The organism is Glutamicibacter sp. JL.03c, from assembly GCF_025854375.1.
In the GTDB taxonomy this organism is placed as follows: Bacteria; Actinomycetota; Actinomycetes; order Actinomycetales; family Micrococcaceae; genus Glutamicibacter.
This window is the reverse complement of record NZ_CP107575.1, coordinates 2634614-2651382: the sequence shown is the minus strand read 5'-3', so window position 1 is coordinate 2651382 and position 16769 is coordinate 2634614. Positions and strand designations below refer to the sequence as shown.

The window sequence follows — 16769 nt, the reverse complement described above, 5'->3', positions numbered from 1 at the left end:
TACCGTGGGGGTCATGAATCGTGCAGTGCGTTTGGGGTCCCTGGAACAGCTGGGGCAGGGATTGCCTCAAGCCAATATTCACGGCAATCGTGATCGCTGGAAGTCGCTAGGAGATGGCAAAACTGCTGTAGTCACGGGTGCCAACGCCGGTCTGGGATTTTTCGCTTCCCTAGGGCTGGCGGCCGCAGGTGCTCATGTGGTTTTGGCCTGTCGTAACCAGTCACGCGCTGAAAGGGCCATGGCAGCTATCCGTTCCCGGGTGCCGGGAGCCAGCGTTGAATTTATGCAGTTTGACGCCGATTCATTGATGTCTGCCATGGCTTTGGCCGCGGAACTTCGCGGCCGCCAACTCGATATCTTGGTGGCCAATGCGGGAATGATCCGACCCCCATCAGCAAGGGAAACAGGACTGTTGGGTTACGAGCGAACCATGACCGCCAACGTCCTTGGACACGCCCGACTTATCGGAGAATTGGCTGAGAAGTTCCGCCAAGGTTCGTTGCGTCTCATCACCCTGGGGTCGATGTCCACGCTGCTATTGCGTACCGATGCCTTTAACCTCAAGCTGGAGGTCGATTACCACCCCTACCGTGCCTATGTTCAGTCCAAAGCGGTCCTTCAAAGCCTCGGCATAGGACTCGATCACCGATTGCGCCAATTGCAGTGGCCAGCCAGATCCATCGCGGTGCATCCTGGATATTCGGTGTCCGGGCTCACCCCGCAAGTCGAAGGAATCAACGAACCCGGCTTTGCCAAACGTCTAGCCGGGCGATTGCAGGCCGGTTTCGCGCAGGGCAAACATGAAGGTTCGGTGGCGATTGTCGAGGCGGCGCTGACTAAGGGCTTGGACCATTGCGCGCCCGGGACATTCTTCGGGCCGCAACTGACAGCCAAAGGCCGGATATCGCTAGCCAGACCGGCAAGCATCACTCGGAGCAAGAAGCTCCAGGACGCCGCATGGGAGATTTTCGTGAAGGCCAATGAGGGCCTCGATCCCTTTGCGCTATAGCGTCTTGGTGAGCTTTCACACCTCAAGTCTTTAGAGGAATTCGGCGGAATCCGCGAGACGATGCCCTTTTTGTCGCCCATAACTGGTAAGTTCATCACTGATAAGTCCGTGCGACCGCGCGGCATTCGAGGCCCGGACATGGGTTTTGGATCACTAGTCCAGGAGGACCATACATTGGCTATGAACCGTAGCGAACTTGTTGCAGCCGTTGCAGCGAAGACCGAAAACTCCCAGGTTGCCGTCAACGGTGTTCTGGATGCCGTATTCGAAGTATTCGTCGACCAGATTTCCAAGGGCGAAAAGGTCACCATCCCGGGCTGGCTGGCGGTAGAGCGCACCGATCGTGCAGCACGCACCGGTCGCAATCCGCAGACCGGCGAAGCAATCCAGATTCCGGCTGGCCACTCGGTCAAGCTGACCGCTGGTTCGAAGCTGAAGGCAGCTGTTGCCAAGAAGTAGGCTTCTCTAGGCTTGGACAAGACCCATCTTTCCTCGACCGGGAGATGGGTCTTGTTGCATCCAAGGGCGTATCAGATCTGGTTGTTGAACCCAAAAATGATGCCGTTAGACCCAGAAATCTGTAAGAAGATGAAAAAATCCCGGTATTTCGCCTGTTTTCGGGCATTTCGCGGCTCAAGGTTTGATATGTTCTCACTGATAAGTCCGTGCGACCGTGCGGCGTTCGAGGCCCGGAAGCGGGTTTTGGATCACTAGTCCAGGAGGACCATACATTGGCTATGAACCGTAGCGAACTTGTTGCAGCCGTTGCAGCAAAGACCGAAAACTCCCAGGTTGCCGTCAACGGTGTACTGGATGCTGTGTTCGAGGTTTTCGTCGACCAGATCTCCAAGGGTGAGAAGGTGTCGATCCCAGGTTGGCTGGCTGTAGAGCGCACCGATCGTGCAGCTCGCACCGGTCGCAATCCGCAGACCGGCGAAGCAATCCAGATTCCTGCTGGCCACTCGGTCAAGCTGACCGCTGGTTCGAAGCTGAAGGCAGCTGTTGCCAAGAAGTAAGCTTCTCCAAGCTTGAGCAAGGCCCGACCAGCTCCGGAATCTTCCGGGGACAAGGTCGGGCCTTGCCGCTTTACAGCAGGTTTGAGCCGATCTTCTACTTCGCGTAGAATCAGGCGTGCTTGATGACCAACCAGAAGAGTAGGCTGAACCTCGTGCCACAGAATCCCGCAACCCGCGTCCTGCGCGGCTGGTTGGCGGCGAGCGTGTGCACCTGGACGGCTTTCGCGGCGCACGCGCATAGCGCGCCGACAAAAATGTCGCTGGTCGCCATGGGCCTGATCACCTGCATTTCCGCGATGATCGCCCTGCTGCTGGTGGGGAAGAGGTTCTCCGTGTGGGCCACCAGCCTGGTGGTGATGGCCAGCCAAGGCCTGTTCCACCTGAGCTTGTCGGTGATGAGCCACGATGGTACCGGCATCTCGGGCATGGAGCACGTGCAGCACACCGGGCGCAGCATCGAGCTCGCCCACAACATCAGCACCCACTACGCCGACGTGCACACCGAGTCGATGCTCTACGCGCACGTGCTGGCCGCCGTGGCCAGCATCCTCGTCTTGAACCAGGGTGAACGACTGCTGAACCTCTTGGGTTCATACCTCACCCTGTCCTCGGCCCGGCGCATCCTCGCGTTGATCCGTATTCAGGTTCCCGACGTCCCGGTCCTCCCGGCCTACTGCCCGTTGCGTTTTCAACTCAAGCTGGCGCAATTGGAAAGACTGCCAGAGCGCCGGGGCCCGCCTTCCTTCGTTCTTGCCGCCTAAGACAATAACGAAATGCCCCATGAACGGGGATTGGAAGGACAACCATGAAGAACCTGACCCTGCCCGCAATGAACCTCACCCGCCTGGCCGCCGTGATCACGCTGTCAGTCCTGGCCCTGTTCACCTCGATCACCGCCGCCAGCGCCCATGATGAATTGGTCAGCTCCACGCCCAAGGACGGAGCGAGCCTGAAGACCGCGCCCAAGGAGCTGGTCCTGACCTTCTCCGGCGAGCTGCAGACCATCTCCGGCGTGGATTCCACGAAGGTCGTGCTCAAGCAGGACGGCACCGTGGTCGACGCCAAGGCGGAGACCAAGGGCACGACCGTGACCGTCACCCCCGCCGAGGAACTGGGCAATGGCGAATACGATCTGGCCTTCCGGGTGGTCTCCTCGGACGGGCACCCGGTTGAGAACAACCTGGGCTTCACCATCAAGAACGATGCCAAGCCGACCCCATCGATGATCAGTGCTCCAAGCGACTCGGCTGCGCCAACTGATTCGGCTGCGCCGAGCGAGTCTGCCTCGTCGAGCGAGACCCCGATGCAGGATGCCGGCCGCTCCATGAGCCCGATCATGTGGGTCGTGATCGGCGTCGTCATTCTCGGCGGTGTGATTGGCGTGATGGCCAAGTTCATGCGCAACACCAAGTAGCACCCGCTGTCATTCCGGTGCCCAGGGGCCACCTCGGCCACTTCACGAAAGCTTGGGACGAGCAAACGCCAGTGCTGCCCGCAGTGAAGGGGACGCGAGCCCCGGCGCTGACCGCCCTCGACACCTGGGCCTGAGCCTGCTCAACGTGCTCGGGCAGATGGGTCTGCTGATCCAGTGCTGTTCGCAGGACCCGGCGCCGCTTCGTGCAGACCGGCTTCGTGCGTGCCACACCCGGTGATGGGTCCTTCAGGAATCTGTCCGGTCAGCTGGACGGGATCAGCACCCCCGCCAGGTGATCGACGAGCCCGAAGCCTGTGCCCGCCGCTGTGTGAGATGCGCCGTAGCGGGGTGCCGCCGGACCCATCCGGCCTGACGGGGCGGGGCAAAAATGAGATGATAAGAAGGATATGGATACAGCACAGCGCACGGTTTCAGTCACCCGCTTCATCCTGCCCGGGCTGCTCGCTTCGGCGGTGGCTTTCCTGGCCGCCGTGATGTTCACCGGCATCGCCCGCCCGGCCGAATTGGCCGACCCGGGCGCCTTTGTGCGCTGGAGCCTGCCGATCGCCCGCGCGATCCACCATTCGGCCATGTCAGTGGCCATTGCCTCGCTGATTTTCGCTGCCGCGATTCTGCCGCGCAGCATCAAGGTCACCCGCGGTGCCTCCGGCGGGGACCATCCGGCCTTCACCCGCGCGATGAATATCGCTGCCGGGTCGGCGGTGCTCTGGACCCTGTCGGCGGCGTCCGTGATGGTGCTGACCTTCTGGGATCTGGCCGGGCTGCCGATCAATCTGGACGCGCAGTACTCGGCGGCCATCCTCGACTACATCCTCTCCATCACCACCGGCCGGGCCTGGGCCTGGATGGTGGTGATCGCCGCCGTGGTCAGCTCGCTGGCCCTGGCGGTCCGCTCCAAGACCGGGGTGGGCGCCACCGCCTTCTTCTCCCTGTTCGGCATCCTGCCGCTGGCCTTCATCGGCCACGCCGCCGGGGGAGATGACCATTTCGCCGCGGTGAACTCCATCGGCCTGCACCTGCTGGCCGTGGTCCTCTGGTTTGGCGGGATCATCGTCCTGGCGCTGCTGGCCCCGACCCTGACCGGACAAGCACCCGGGCGCCAGCGCGGCCAGGTGCTCGCCGGAGTGGTGCTGCAGCGCTATTCGGCGCTGGCGCTGTTCGTGGTGTTCCTGATCATCGGCTCCGGGCTGGCCTCGGCGGTCATCCGCATCACCAGCTGGGAGCAGTGGCTGACCCCGTACGGAACCCTGGTGGTCGTGAAGCTGGCGATCACCCTGGTGCTGGGCCTGCTGGGCCTGGCCCACCGCCGCTTCGTGATCCCGAAGCTGTTGGCCGGGCAGTACAGCGCCCTGCGATCGGCCTGGCAGATCGTGCTGGGCGAAGTGATCCTGATGGCGTCGGTGATGTCGGTGGCCGCCGTGCTGGCGCGCACCGCCCCGCCGACCTCCGATGAGGCCCCGGCCGAAACCACCCCGGCGCGGCTGCTGACCGGCTACGACCTGCCGCCGGCCCCGGATACCGCCAGCTGGTTCACCACCTGGCGGATGGACTGGATCTGGGTGGCTGTGTGCCTGTTCGGGCTGGCCGCCTACCTCTGGGCCTTCATCACCCTGGCCCGGCGCGGGGACAAGCCCAGCGTGGTGCGCCTGATCAGCTGGTTGATCGGCCTGTTCGCGCTGTTCTACGTGACCAGCGGCGCCGTGGCGGTGTACGGCAAGATCCAGTTCTCCACCCACATGGTCGACCACATGTCGCTGACCATGATCGTGCCGATCTTCCTGGTGCTGGGCACCCCGATCACCCTGCTGCTGCAGGTGCTGCCGGCGCGCACCGACGATACCCGCGGCCCGCGCGAATGGATCCTCTTCCTGGTGCATTCGCGCTACTCCAAGGTCATCACGCACCCGATCTTCGCTGCCGTGAACTTCGCCGGTTCGATCGTGATCTTCTACTTCACCCCGGTCCTGGAACCGGCCATGCTCTACCATGCGGGCCACGAGCTGATGAACCTGCACTTCCTGCTCACCGGCTACCTCTTTGCGCTCTCGCTGGTGGATGCCGATCCGATCCCGAAGCGCTACCCCTACCCGATGCGCCTGGTGGTCCTGCTGGCCACCGTCGCCTTCCACGCCTTCTTCGGCGTGGCCCTGATGAGCACCGAAACCCTGCTGGCCCCGGACTACTTCGGCAATATGGGCCGCACCTGGGGCGGCACCGCGCTGGAGGACCAGGTGGTGGGAGCCGGGGCGATGTGGGCGATCGGCGAAGTGCCCACCTTGGTGCTGGCCATCCTGGTGGTGGTTTCCTGGCTCAAGCAGGACAAGAAGGACACCAAGCGCTATGACCGGCAGGCCGATCGCGACAACGACGCCGAGCTGGAAGCCTACAACGCGATGTTCGCCCGCTTCAACCAGGCCGATAAGAGGAACCCGAATGCCTAAACGACTCACCGTTTCCCTGGCTGTATGCGCCGCGCTGGCCTTGAGCGCCTGCTCGTCCGCCCAGTCCCAGATGCCTGACGACCAGACCCACAAGATCGCCGCCGAAGGCACCGCCAGCCCGAGCCCCAGCGCCTCGCCGCAGGATCTGACCACCGCCGAAGTGGCCACCACCGCCGGCGCGGTGCTGGCCAGCCAATTAGGCTTCCCGAGCAGTGCCAAGATCCAGGGCAAGGACCTCCAGGCGCTGTCCACCCCGCCCACCGATACGCTCAAGGACATCGTGGTCCTGCCGGCCCAGTGCTCGGCGCCGATCAACGATCTGAACTGGTCGCCGGTGCAGCTGGGCACCGAAACGGCCCGCACCGACTTCACCAACGAGAACCAGTCCATCACCGGATCGGTGGAGGTGGCCAAGCTCGGCAAGGACGGTGCGGGAACCGTGGCGTCGCACAACGAGAATGTGCGCACCATCCTGGATCAGTGCACCTCTGTGAAGCTCAACGGGATGGACTACACCGAGACCCTGAAGTTCTCGGACCCCGAGGTCGACTCGGTGGATTCATCCTTGTACTACAGCCGCGATGGGCAGTACGCGCAGAATTCGCTGGTGCTGATCAAGGCGACGAAGGAGTATGCGGTGATGGTCTCCTTCCTCTCCGCCAACCCGCTGTCGGACCCAAAGTTCAACCAGGTGGCCGGCAGCGTCATGGACGCGGCCATCGCCCAGCTGCCCTAGCGGAATAGATGCCGGCCGGCGCCTGTTGCACCTCAATGTTCCTTAACACCGTTTAGTACTGCACCGGGCCGTGGCCGATAATGAAGTTCTACCTGCCGTGCCACGGCAAATGCGAAAGGATGAGAATGAGCGCAACAGAATCCGTCCGCGCCAATTACAAGGTGCGCGCCAGCGAACTGCTGGGCCGCAACTGGCTGAATACCGGCGGCAAGCAGCTGGACCTTGAAGCCCTGCGCGGCAAGATCGTGCTCCTGGACTTCTGGACCTTCTGCTGCATCAACTGCCTGCATGTGCTCGACGAGCTGCGCCCGCTGGAGGAGCAGTACTCCGACGTGCTGGTCACCGTGGGTGTCCACTCGCCGAAATTCGAGCACGAAGCCGACCCGGATGCGCTGGCCGCAGCCGTGGAGCGCTATGAAATCCATCACCCGGTGCTCGATGATCCTGAGCTGGTCACCTGGCAGGCCTACGGCGCCCGCGCCTGGCCAACCCTGGTCGTGCTGGACCCGGAAGGCTACATCGTCGCGCACCTCTCCGGCGAAGGCCACGCCCAGGGCCTGGGCTCGCTGGTCGAAGAACTGATCGCCGAGCATGAAGCCAAGGGCACCTTGCACCGCGGCAACGGCCCCTATGTGGCTCCCGCAGCCCGCGAAGGCGACTTGCGCTTCCCGGGCAAGGCCATCGCCTTGGCCAACGGCAACTTCCTGGTCGGCGACTCGGGCCACCACCGCCTGGTGGAACTGGATGCAGGCTTCGAAGTGGTGCGCACCATCGGCTCGGGCATCAAGGGCTACGCTGACGGGGATGCTGGCACCGCGCAGTTCAACGAACTGCAGGGCCTGGCCGCGCTGCCTGCAGAACTGGCCGCCGAGCTGGGCTACGACGTGATCGTCGCCGACACCGTCAACCACCGCCTGCGCTCGGTCAACCTGGCCACCGGCGCGGTGGGCACCCTGGCCGGCAATGGCGTGCAGCGCCTGCTGGATTCGGAGAATGCGCGGAAGGAAATCCAGCCGACCGAACTGGGCACCGACGCGCTGAACATTTCGCTTTCCTCCCCATGGGATGTGCTCTACCACCCATCGGGCAAGGTCATCATCGCGATGGCCGGCACCCACCAGATCTTCGCCTTCGACCCGCGCACTTCTGCCGTCTCGGTCTTCGCCGGAACCGGCCTGGAAGGCCTGAACGACGGCACGCCTCACGAGGCCTGGTTCGCCCAGTCCTCGGGCCTGGCCCTGGATGGCGAGAACCTATGGATCGCCGACTCGGAAACCAGCGCCCTGCGACGGATCGAAGTCCAGGACGGCGAAGCAACGAGCGTGAACACCGCGATCGGCACCGGGCTGTTCGACTTCGGCTTCCGCGACGGTGACGCGCAGCAGGCCCGCCTGCAGCACCCGCTGGGCGTAGCAGTCCTGCCTGACGGCTCGATCGCGATTGCCGACTCCTACAACGGGGCCGTGCGCCGCTTCGACCCGGCGACCAAGACCGTGTCCACCCTGGCCAAGGGCCTGAAGGAACCAGCCGACGTGCTGGTGGATGCCTCCGTGGACGGCGATCCGGTGCTGCTGGTCGTGGAGACCAATGCCCACCAGCTGGTGCGCATCCCGATTCCTGCCGAGGCATTGGTTCTCGACGAGGGCGCCAGCCAGACCAAGCGCCCCAAGACCAAGGTCCAGGCCGGCAACCACGAGATCGTCGTGCGCTTCGCCGCTCCGAAGGGGCAGAAGCTCGATGACCGCTGGGGCGACCCGACCCAGCTGAAGATCTCTTCCAGCCCCGAGGAGCTGCTGCTTGAAGGCAGCGGAACCTCGGTGGGCCTGACCCGCACCCTGACGCTGAACCCCGAGGTGGCCGACGGCGTGCTGCACATTACCGCCCGCGCTGCGGCCTGCGACGGCGAGCCCGGCGGCGAGATCCCGGATCATGCCGCCTGCCACCTGTACCAGCAGGACTGGGGCATCCCGGTGGTGCTGGATGCCGAGGGCGAGAACGAGCTGCTGCTCGATTTGCGCGGAGTGAACTAGCGCGTTGCCATGATCCGCACAGCGGGGAATGCAGAGGAAACCTCAGCATTCCCCGCTGTGCCGCATTAGACTGAATTGCGGGAGGCACCGGAGGGATCCGGTAGAAGCTATGGCTACGAAGATGTTCAGGGCGCTGGAAATACCCAACTACCGGCTGTGGATCGTTGGGGCGTTGGTTTCCAACATCGGCACCTGGATGCAGCGCGTGGCCCAGGACTGGCTGGTGCTGACCGAACTGACCAACCACGACGCCGTCGCCACCGGCATCACCACCGGGCTGCAATTCCTCCCCGTGCTTCTCCTGGCCCCCTACGCGGGCCTGATCGCCGATCGTTTCAACAAGCGCCACGTGCTGATGGTGACCCAGAGTTTCATGGGACTGTGCGCGCTGATCCTTGGTCTGCTGGTGGTCACCGACTCGGCCGAGCTCTGGCACGTGTACGTGCTGGCGGGGCTGCTGGGCATCGGCGCCTCCTTCGACGCCCCGGCCCGCCAGGCCTTCGTCTCCGAAGTCGTCCCCGGCTCCCACCTGCCCAACGCCGTCGCCTTGAACAGCGCCAACTTCAACCTGGCAAGGCTGGCCGGACCGGGCATTGCCGGGGCAGTGATCGCCCTGGTCGGCACCGGGCCGGCCTTCCTGCTTAACGGCGGCTCATTCCTGGCGGTGATCACCTCGCTGCTGTTCATGCGCAAGGACGCATTGCACCCGTCCAAGCCCGTGGCCCGCGGCAAGGGCCAGGTGCGCGAGGGATTCAGCTACGTCAAGAGCCGCAAGGACCTGCTGTTGATCTTCTTCCTGGCCTTCATCATCGGCACCTTCGGCCTGAACTTCCAGCTGACCAACGCGCTGATGGCCACAGAAGTCTATGGAGTGGGTGCGGGCGAGTACGGAATCCTGGGCAGCATCATGGCGGTGGGAACCTTTGCCGGGGCGCTGCTCGCGGCCCGGCGCTCGGCACCTCGCTGGCGCTATCTGATCGGCGGCGGGGTATTCTTCGGGGCGGCAGCGCTGGCCAGCGCCTGGATGCCCAACTACCTGCTCTTCGCCATCATGCTCATCCCGGTGGGCTTGGGCGCCTTGACCTTCCTCAACAGCTGCAACACCATGGTGCAGATGTCGGTGCCCTCGCAGTATCGCGCCCGGGTGCTGGCGCTCTACCTGATGGTGGTGCAGGGCGGAACGCCGATCGGCTCGCCGCTGGTGGGATGGTTCGCCGAACTCTTCGGAGCGCAGATCGCCGTATCCATCGGGGCGGTGCTGTCCCTGGGCGCCAGCCTGCTGGCGCTGTTCACCTGGCAGAAGTTCAAGACCAATGCGGTGCCGTTGCGCAGCCAGTTGCGCGAACTGCTCGGCCGCTAGCTACTGCGCGGCCTGTTCGCCGCCGGCCACCGGAACCACCGAGACCTCCGTGGTGCTCGTGGTCAATTGCGCGGTGAAGGAGTAGGTGTCCTTCACGGTCTTGTTTTCCTTGGCGCCGGTGCGCAGGTCCTGCTCGGTCAATCTCAGCGAGGCACTGGTCGTCAAGGGGGAGAGCACCCAGGCGCCGTTGTAGTAGCTGACGTCGATCTTCGGGTACTTGGTGATGTCCCACTTGATGCTGGACGAATCAACACGAGCCGAGGTGTTGTACGCGAAGGGGCAGCCCGAGGGCATCAGGACCTGCTGGCTGGCGCAGCCATCGAGGTACTTCTTGACCTTGGAATTGATCGAGGAGATGAAGGCCTTGGTCGGCTTGGTCTTCAGCGCGATCTCCACCGGATCATCAGCCGGCGCGGTCACCACCACGCCACGGGTGTCGGCGGCGAAGTTCTTGGTGCTGAAGCTGGCGTCGAGTACTGAAGGGTAGAAGACCGGCAGGGTGGAGACACCGGCCTCCAGCGGGATCTTCTGCTCGTTCACGCTGACCTCATTGACCGTGTTGGCCTTGATCTTCACGGTGGGCAGGGTGGAGGGCTCGAACTCCCACCGATCGAAGAACAACCACGACTTGCCGGCATGGCGCAGCGTGAAGGTGGACTGCTGATCCACGCCCGTGGCCTTGTAATGAGCGGTCACGGTGCGCAGGTCGCCATCCCTTTGCACCGGCTGCGGCTTGTCGGTGCTGAAATCCGTGATGCCCGACTGGGTGCGCTTGAGCACCTCGCCGTCCAGCGCCACCGCGTCACCCTGCGGCACCTGGGCCTTGAGCAGGCCCAGCGCCTGGGCGCCCTCGCCATTGGCGAGATGGCGCTGCAGGACCTCGACCTCATGGGCAGGGGAGAACAGCGTGCGATTGGCGATCATTATGCCGGCAACCGCCAGAACGAGCACCGCCACCGCGGCAAGGGTCCAGCGGAGGGCCAAGCGGGTGGCGGTGATCGGCGTGGAGCTAGGAGTCTTCATCAGTAGCTAGGCTATCTGGTTTCGGGCTCCAGACTGTAACTGGCCGGCAAAAATCGGCGGGTCTTACCAACGGCGGCGGCGCTTGCGGTTGCCGAACATTCCGCGCAGCAGTTCGCGGCCGATCATCGACGCGGCATCCATGGCCATATCCATCATCGGGTTCGGCTGGGCCGGGGCCTGGCGTTCGCGAGGAGCCTCGGCGCGCTGGGATTCAGCCGGTGCTTCTTGCCGTGGCGCGTCGGCGGGGGCCGGGACGGCCTTGGCTTCGAGCAGTTCGCGGGCCGACTCGCGATCCACCGCGGTGGCGTAGCGCGCGGCCAGCGGCGATGCCAACAGATTCGCTTCCATCGCTTCAGCGGAGGCCGGACCGATGTTCGAACCTGGCGAGGACATCTTGGTCCACGCCACCGGGGTCGGGGCGCCGTTCTCGCCGAGCACGGTTACCACCGCTTCGCCCACACCAGCCTGGGTGAGCGCCTCTTGCAGGTCCACCCCGTTGGCCGGGAAGGTCTTGATGATCTGCTTGAGCGCGCTCTGGTCCTTGGCGGTGAACACGCGCACCGCATGCTGGATGCGGTTGCCGAGCTGGCCGAGCACCTCGTCGGGAAGGTCGGCCGGGGACTGGGTGATGAAGAACAGCCCCACCCCCTTGGAACGGATCAGGCGCACCGTGTTGATGATCGCGTCGGTGAAGGCCTTGGTGGCGTCCTTGAACAGCAGGTGCGCCTCATCAAGGAAAAACACCAGCTTCGGCTTATCCAGATCGCCGGCTTCAGGCAGGTCCTCGAACAGGTCGGCCAGCAGCCACATCAGGAAGGTGGAGAAGAGCAGCGGCTGCTGGTTCACCGACGGCAGTTCCAGCACATTGACCACGCCGCTGCCTTCGCGCACCTGCAGGAAGTCGGCGGTATCGAACTCGGGCTGGCCGAAGAACTGGTCCAGGCCCTGGGACTGCATGATGGTGATGCCGCGCAGGATCACCGAGGCGGTCGCAGCACTCACCCCGCCGATGCCCTTCAGTGCGTCGGCGCCTTCCTCACTGACCAGGAAGCTGATCACGGCCTTCACGTCATTGAGGTCGTCAAGGGGCAGCTTGTTGGAATCGGCGTAGTGGAAGATCAGCTGCAGGCATTCCTCCTGCGTTTCATTCAGTTCCAGCACGCGGGCCAGGAGGATCGGGCCGAAGGCATCAACGCTGGCGCGCACCGGCGTGCCGTGCGTTCCCTCGCCCAGGGAGAGGAACTCCACCGGGTTGGCGCGGGGCGAGAATTCCTTGCCCATTTCCGCTAGACGCGCGGTCAGCTTCTCGGAGCCTTCGCCGGCCTGGACCAGTCCGGAGAGATCGCCCTTGATATCGGCGAGGAAGACCGGAACACCGGCCTGGCTCAGCTGTTCCGCCATCAGGTGCAAGGTCACCGTCTTGCCGGTGCCGGTGGCGCCGGCGACCAGGCCGTGGCGGTTGAGCATCTTCAGCGGCAGCCGGACCGGTGCCGCGGGTTCAGGCTTGCCGTCGATCAGGGCGACCCCGAGATCGAGGCTCTCGCCGGGGAAGTTGTAGCCTTCGATGAGGCTGGCCAGCAATGCATTTGTGTCCTGGGTCATAGCCTTACTCTATGCTGTCTAGAACGGGTGCAAAAGACGTTGGACGAAGGCTTGTGTCCGGGGATTTGCCGGAGCGGACAGAACCTGGGCCGCCGCGCCGGTTTCCACGACCACCCCGCCGTCCATGAAGACCACGGTATCGGCCACATCGCGGGCGAAGGCCAGCTCGTGCGTCACCAGGACCATGGACCAGCCCTCCTGGGCCAGCTCCTTGATCACGCTGAGAACTTCGCCAACCAGTTCGGGATCCAGCGCGCTGGTGGGTTCATCAAAGAGCAGCAGATCCGGCTGCTGCATCAGCGCGCGCACAATGCCCACGCGCTGCTGCTGTCCGCCGGACAGCGAATTGGGATAGGCATCGGCCTTAGATCCCAAACCCACGCGATCCAGGAGCTTGCGTGCTTCCTCCAGGACCTGGGCTCGGGCGCGCTTTTGGACTTCGATCGGCCCGATGGTGACATTCTGCAGCACCGTGAGGTGCGGGAAGAGATGGTGTCCCTGGAACACCATCGCCGAACGATCGCGCAGGATCTGCGCCGACTTGGGCCTGGTCTTGGCATCGAAGTCCACCTGCGGTCCGCCGTCGAAGCCGACGGTTCCGGCATCGGCGATTTCCAGCCCGTTCAGGCAGCGCAGCGCGGTGGTCTTGCCGGAGCCCGAGGGGCCGATCAGGGCCACGACTTCGCCGGAGTGCACGGAGAAGTCGATGCCCTTGAGCACCTGGTTCTCGCCGAAAGCCTTGTGCAGGCCGGTGACGCTGAGCAGGGTCGAATTACTTGGCGACATACTTTTCCAGCCTTCCTTCAACAGAGTTCTGCAGGGCCGAGAGCAGCAGGCAGATGACCCAGTAGATCGCGGCCGCCTCGCAGTACAGGAGCATGAACTCGTAGGTCGAGGCCGTGATTTCCTGGGCCTTGCGGAACATTTCGGTGACCAGAATGGTCGAAGCCAATGAGGTGTCCTTCACCAGGGAGATGAAGGAGTTGGACAATGGCGGGATGGCCACGCGGGTAGCCTGGGGCAGGATCAGCCGGTACAGGCTGCGCGTGCGCGACATGCCCAGGGTGTATCCGGCTTCCCACTGCCCGGCCGGAACCGAGAGGATCGCGGCGCGGATGATTTCCGCGGCGTAAGCGCCGATATTCAGGCTGAAGGCGATGATCGCGCTGGGCCACGGGTCAATGGTGATGCCCAGGGTGGGCATGCCGTAGAAGATGACGAACAGCTGCACCAGCAGGGGAGTGCCGCGGATGATCGAGATGTATACCCGTGCGATGCCCGAGAGCACCGGGTTCTTGCTGATCCGCATCAGCGCCATGAGCAGGGCGATGACCAGTCCGAGGGCGAAGCTGATCAGTGCCAGCGGAATGCTTGCGGTGATTGCGCCCTTGGCCAAGGGCCAGAGCGAATCGATAAATAACTGCCAATTCGAATCCATGAGCTACCTTCGAGACAAACGAGACTGGCCCCACGCTGGGTACGTGTGGAGCCAGTCTACTGTTTCACTTGGGATACTGCGGTTATTTGCTGACGTCTTCGCCGAAGTACTTCTCGGAGATCGAGGCGAGTTCGCCATCCTCGCGCAGCTCGTCCAGCGCGTTATCGATGGCTTCCTGCAGGTCCTCGGAGCCCTTGCGCAAGGTGACCGCGGATTCGCTCTTGTCCTCGGATTCGGCGGCGATCTTGATGCTGTCATCCGGGTTGGTCTTCTGCGCGTCAAGGAAGGTCAGCTTGTCGTTGACCGTGGCATCAACGCGGCCCTGCTTGAGCAGGGTGACCGACTGGGCCCATCCTTCAACCGGTTCGATGGTGGCGCCGGCGGCCTTGGCTGCCTCATAGAAGCTGCTGGTCAGCGATTGCGCGGTCTTCTTGCCCTTGAGCGATTCGAAGGAGGTGATGTCGGTGTTATCGCTCTTGGTGACAACCACGCCTTCGGAGACGGTGTAAGGCTGCGAGAACAGGTACTTCTTCTCGCGTTCCGGATTGATGGCCACCTGGTTGGCGATGACGTCGAAGCGCCCGGCATCTAGGCCGGCGAAGATCGCGTCCCACTGGGTTTCCTGGAACTTGACCTCGACACCCATTTTTTCGCCGACGGCCTTGATGACCTCGACGTCGTAGCCGGTCAGGTCGCTGCCCTCATGGAAGGAGAAGGGGCGGTAGGTGCCCTCGGTGCCAACGGTTAAAACGCCGGCATCCTTGACCTTCTGCAAAGCCGAACCGCTCTGCTCGGATGCGGAGGATTCAGCGGAGCCGCCCGAAGAGCCGCCGGACGAGCCGCAGGCACTCAAAGATAGGGCAAGAATCGCGGCAGTAGCCAGCAGGGGAATGGTGCGCTTCATGGTGACCTCATTCAAAGGGGATTGATATTGCTCTAGTCCTAACAACAGTCTAGGGACTTCCACTTATTCCGAAGCTCGAAAGTTACACTAAATTCCCAGCAACAAGGCGAGCACCATCATCAAAGGGATCGCGCAGATGGTGGTGATGAGCACCGTATCCTTGGCCACGGTCACGCCTTCGTTGTAGCGGGAGGCAGTCACGAAGATATTCTGCGCGGTAGGCAGCCCCGCCATGATCACCGAAGCGACCAGCATTTCCCCGCGCAAGCCGAAGACCAGGTAGGCCAGAACCCAGGCCAGCGCCGGGTGGATCAGCAGCTTGGCCGCGGTGCCAACCAGCACGTCGGCACGGCGGCCAGACTTCTTCTCCAGCGGCTTGGATCCGACCAGCGAGATGCCGAAGGCCATGAGCATGCAAGGGATCGAGGCCCCGGCGATCAAGTCGATGGGCTCGAGCACGATCGAGGGAAGCTTGAATCCGGTCAACGCCACGACCAGGCCCAGCATGGAACCGATGATCATCGGGTTTTTCGCGGTGGCCACCAGCAATGCCAGCGGGGTGGTGCGGTGGCGCGAGGTGGAGGCGTCGAGCATCGCCAGATTGATCGGCTGGTACAAGGCCAGCTGGAACAGGATGATCGGTGCGGCGAAGGACGCATCGCCCAGCACATACAGCGCAATGGGCAGGCCGAGGTTCGCAGAGTTCACGGTGGAGGCGGACATTGCGGCGATGATCCGTTCCGAGGCTGAACGCTTCAGCCAGCGCGCGGTCACCAGGTAGTACAGTACCGCGGTGAGGGCTGCGGATATGGCTGCCACCCACAACAGTGGTCCGAGCACTGCGACCGGATCGGACTCGGCCAAGGTGGTGAACAGCAGGGCCGGGCTGGCCACGAAGAAGGTGACGCGGCTCAGGACATTGCGTCCCTGGTCGCCCAGCACTCCGGTGCGTCCGACCAGGTAGCCCACGGCAATGACCACCCAGATGATGGAGAAGCCTTCGAGGACTCCGGTCATCATGCTCCTTGGGTTGGCCTGATACAAATAAAACGCCGGGGCACCTGGTGGTACCCCGACGTCAGTGCGAGCGGGCGACGGGAATCGAACCCGCGTATCGAGCTTGGGAAGCTAGCGCTCTACCATTGAGCTACGCCCGCAGGTGCACCGAGCGGCCTAATGACGGCTCGGGCAACAAAAGCATATCCCACGAATCGGGCCGGCCGGTAAACGGCGCGAATAATCGTGGGGAAAGTTACGCCTGCTCGCCAGAATTCTGGTTCAGCATCTGCTGCTTCAGGATGGCCACGCCATCCGCGGGTACTTCGAAGCTCAGCTCATCTCCCGGGTTCACCACGAAGCCGGTGTTCTCCAGCGCGCGGACCACGGTGGCGCCCTGGACCTTCACGCCGTACGGCGCCATGTCGATGTAGCTGGATGGGATGCGCTCCAAGGTGGTGAACACGGCCACCACTGCTTCGCCAGCCGGGTTGGTCAGCAGCATCGGCTGGGCATTCTGGTTCTCTTCGGTGACCTCTTCACGTGAGAGGAAGTACACCTCGGCGCTCATGAAGGCGCCGATGACCGAGCCGGAGAGCTCCGGTTTGTTAAGACCGGCCTGCAGCATCATTTCGAAGTGGGTTTTCGGCTTGGCGCGGTGCTGGTCCATCGGGGTTTCAATGATCGCATCCGGGGTTTGGGCTGGATCTTGGCCATCGTGCGCAGCTGGGGTGTTCTCGGTGCTCATGTACTACAGCATGTCGTGATAAAGCCTGTGG

16 protein-coding genes and 1 tRNA gene are annotated in these 16769 nt (G+C 63.4%); 9 read left to right on the top strand and 8 right to left on the bottom strand.

Annotated elements, in window-relative coordinates:
• Positions 1-13 precede the first annotated feature (13 nt).
• From OF385_RS12285 to OF385_RS12245, 9 genes are all read left to right on the top strand, one after another.
• On the top strand, positions 14-1009 hold the full coding sequence (locus tag OF385_RS12285; protein ID WP_264275604.1) for an SDR family NAD(P)-dependent oxidoreductase: 996 nt from the start codon (positions 14-16) through the stop codon (positions 1007-1009).
• Positions 1010-1183: 174 nt separating this feature from the next.
• Positions 1184-1468, top strand: a complete 285-nt coding sequence (locus tag OF385_RS12280) for an HU family DNA-binding protein (protein ID WP_061954273.1) — start codon at positions 1184-1186, stop codon at positions 1466-1468.
• Positions 1469-1740: 272 nt separating this feature from the next.
• A complete protein-coding gene (locus tag OF385_RS12275; protein ID WP_013349906.1) occupies positions 1741-2025 on the top strand; it encodes an HU family DNA-binding protein in 285 nt (94 codons plus the stop codon).
• Positions 2026-2177: 152 nt separating this feature from the next.
• Positions 2178-2786, top strand: coding sequence for a hypothetical protein (locus OF385_RS12270; RefSeq protein ID WP_264275603.1), 609 nt, complete (start codon positions 2178-2180; stop codon positions 2784-2786).
• A 44-nt stretch (positions 2787-2830) separates the two neighbouring features.
• Positions 2831-3439: a copper resistance protein CopC gene (locus tag OF385_RS12265; protein ID WP_264275602.1), complete on the top strand. Its 609-nt coding sequence runs from the start codon at positions 2831-2833 to the stop codon at positions 3437-3439.
• 407 nt (positions 3440-3846) lie between these two features.
• A complete protein-coding gene (locus OF385_RS12260) occupies positions 3847-5901 on the top strand; it encodes a bifunctional copper resistance protein CopD/cytochrome c oxidase assembly protein (protein WP_264275601.1) in 2055 nt (684 codons plus the stop codon).
• Positions 5894-6637, top strand: a complete 744-nt coding sequence (locus OF385_RS12255; RefSeq protein WP_264275600.1) for a hypothetical protein — start codon at positions 5894-5896, stop codon at positions 6635-6637. Before OF385_RS12260 ends, OF385_RS12255 begins: the two co-directional genes overlap by 8 nt.
• Before the next feature lie 125 nt (positions 6638-6762).
• On the top strand, positions 6763-8667 hold the full coding sequence (locus OF385_RS12250; protein ID WP_264275599.1) for an NHL domain-containing thioredoxin family protein: 1905 nt from the start codon (positions 6763-6765) through the stop codon (positions 8665-8667).
• A 109-nt stretch (positions 8668-8776) separates the two neighbouring features.
• Entirely contained in the window at positions 8777-10027 is a 1251-nt protein-coding gene (locus tag OF385_RS12245; RefSeq protein ID WP_264275598.1) for an MFS transporter, read from the top strand.
• Here OF385_RS12245 and OF385_RS12240 read toward each other — a convergent pair whose 3' ends face one another.
• The 8 genes from OF385_RS12240 to OF385_RS12205 form a co-directional block, all read right to left on the bottom strand.
• Positions 10028-11050 carry a hypothetical protein gene (locus OF385_RS12240; RefSeq protein ID WP_264275597.1) on the bottom strand — a complete coding sequence of 341 codons (1023 nt, stop codon included), beginning with the start codon at positions 11048-11050 and terminating at the stop codon, positions 10028-10030.
• Positions 11051-11113: 63 nt separating this feature from the next.
• Positions 11114-12652, bottom strand: coding sequence for a DUF853 domain-containing protein (locus tag OF385_RS12235; protein WP_264275596.1), 1539 nt, complete (start codon positions 12650-12652; stop codon positions 11114-11116).
• Positions 12653-12670: 18 nt separating this feature from the next.
• On the bottom strand, positions 12671-13438 hold the full coding sequence (locus tag OF385_RS12230; RefSeq protein ID WP_319019106.1) for an amino acid ABC transporter ATP-binding protein: 768 nt from the start codon (positions 13436-13438) through the stop codon (positions 12671-12673).
• Positions 13425-14090, bottom strand: a complete 666-nt coding sequence (locus OF385_RS12225) for an amino acid ABC transporter permease (protein WP_264275595.1) — start codon at positions 14088-14090, stop codon at positions 13425-13427. Before OF385_RS12225 ends, OF385_RS12230 begins: the two co-directional genes overlap by 14 nt.
• A gap of 82 nt (positions 14091-14172) precedes the next feature.
• Positions 14173-14994, bottom strand: a complete 822-nt coding sequence (locus OF385_RS12220; protein ID WP_264275594.1) for an amino acid ABC transporter substrate-binding protein — start codon at positions 14992-14994, stop codon at positions 14173-14175.
• An 87-nt stretch (positions 14995-15081) separates the two neighbouring features.
• Positions 15082-16011 carry an AEC family transporter gene (locus OF385_RS12215; protein WP_264277923.1) on the bottom strand — a complete coding sequence of 310 codons (930 nt, stop codon included), beginning with the start codon at positions 16009-16011 and terminating at the stop codon, positions 15082-15084.
• 69 nt (positions 16012-16080) lie between these two features.
• Positions 16081-16151, bottom strand: a tRNA-Gly gene (locus OF385_RS12210).
• 95 nt (positions 16152-16246) lie between these two features.
• Positions 16247-16738 carry an SseB family protein gene (locus tag OF385_RS12205; protein ID WP_264275593.1) on the bottom strand — a complete coding sequence of 164 codons (492 nt, stop codon included), beginning with the start codon at positions 16736-16738 and terminating at the stop codon, positions 16247-16249.
• Positions 16739-16769: the final 31 nt, after the last annotated feature.

What these genes read in the sequence shown, in the direction of transcription:
- OF385_RS12220 (WP_264275594.1), bottom strand. Translation starts at nt 14,994, where the DNA reads ATGAAGCGCACCATTCCCCTGCTGGCTACTGCCGCGATTCTTGCCCTA.
- OF385_RS12265 (WP_264275602.1), top strand. Translation starts at nt 2,831, where the DNA reads ATGAAGAACCTGACCCTGCCCGCAATGAACCTCACCCGCCTGGCCGCC.
- OF385_RS12245 (WP_264275598.1), top strand. Translation starts at nt 8,777, where the DNA reads ATGGCTACGAAGATGTTCAGGGCGCTGGAAATACCCAACTACCGGCTG.
- OF385_RS12240 (WP_264275597.1), bottom strand. Translation starts at nt 11,050, where the DNA reads ATGAAGACTCCTAGCTCCACGCCGATCACCGCCACCCGCTTGGCCCTC.
- OF385_RS12225 (WP_264275595.1), bottom strand. Translation starts at nt 14,090, where the DNA reads ATGGATTCGAATTGGCAGTTATTTATCGATTCGCTCTGGCCCTTGGCC.
- OF385_RS12215 (WP_264277923.1), bottom strand. Translation starts at nt 16,011, where the DNA reads ATGACCGGAGTCCTCGAAGGCTTCTCCATCATCTGGGTGGTCATTGCC.
- OF385_RS12260 (WP_264275601.1), top strand. Translation starts at nt 3,847, where the DNA reads ATGGATACAGCACAGCGCACGGTTTCAGTCACCCGCTTCATCCTGCCC.
- OF385_RS12230 (WP_319019106.1), bottom strand. Translation starts at nt 13,438, where the DNA reads ATGTCGCCAAGTAATTCGACCCTGCTCAGCGTCACCGGCCTGCACAAG.
- OF385_RS12250 (WP_264275599.1), top strand. Translation starts at nt 6,763, where the DNA reads ATGAGCGCAACAGAATCCGTCCGCGCCAATTACAAGGTGCGCGCCAGC.
- OF385_RS12205 (WP_264275593.1), bottom strand. Translation starts at nt 16,738, where the DNA reads ATGAGCACCGAGAACACCCCAGCTGCGCACGATGGCCAAGATCCAGCC.
- OF385_RS12285 (WP_264275604.1), top strand. Translation starts at nt 14, where the DNA reads ATGAATCGTGCAGTGCGTTTGGGGTCCCTGGAACAGCTGGGGCAGGGA.
- OF385_RS12235 (WP_264275596.1), bottom strand. Translation starts at nt 12,652, where the DNA reads ATGACCCAGGACACAAATGCATTGCTGGCCAGCCTCATCGAAGGCTAC.
- OF385_RS12255 (WP_264275600.1), top strand. Translation starts at nt 5,894, where the DNA reads ATGCCTAAACGACTCACCGTTTCCCTGGCTGTATGCGCCGCGCTGGCC.